Genomic DNA, 462 nt, shown 5'->3' with positions numbered 1-462 from the left:
GGTCAGGCCTCCGGGCGCGTTCACGACCACCAGGGGCAGACGCCGCGCCATGATCATCGCCAATTTCTCCATCCCCTCGCGGTTAGCAAGCGGGAGTTCGAGCACGCGAAGCTTTTTGTCGTTCTTGAAGGTCTCCCCCACCTCCTTCTGGACAGGGTCAGCCTCGATGACCACGGGATAGCGACCGGCGCGCATGAGCCTCTCGATGAAAGCCATGCAGGCGGTGCTCTTACCGCCGCCACCCTTGTAGGACCCAAAGATGATCAGCTGCAGCGCATCATCCAGACGGCTCAGCGGAAAGGTCCCATCGTCGCGACGCGGGTCATAGGCATCCTCGTCGCTGAACCTCCTCATCAGTTCGTCGAAGGCCGAGAAGTCCGTCTGCGGTCCGGTCATGGCGGCGAGCACCTCGATCGGAGAGACAGCGCCCCCGATCCCGCCGTCGGGCACGAGATCGAAATC

General features: G+C 63.0%; 1 protein-coding gene. It reads right to left on the bottom strand.

What is annotated here, in order from left to right; all coding sequences use genetic code 11:
- Nucleotides 1-462 (bottom strand): division plane positioning ATPase MipZ (locus AX750_RS24770; protein WP_197432862.1); only part of this gene is annotated, 462 nt, incomplete at both ends.

The sequence above is a fragment of the Methylobacterium sp. CCH7-A2 genome, from assembly GCF_001557075.1.
Lineage (GTDB): Bacteria > Pseudomonadota > Alphaproteobacteria > Rhizobiales > Beijerinckiaceae > Allobosea > Allobosea massiliensis.
The sequence above is the reverse complement of the archived record's forward strand: the minus strand, read 5'-3'. Positions and strand labels throughout refer to the sequence as shown.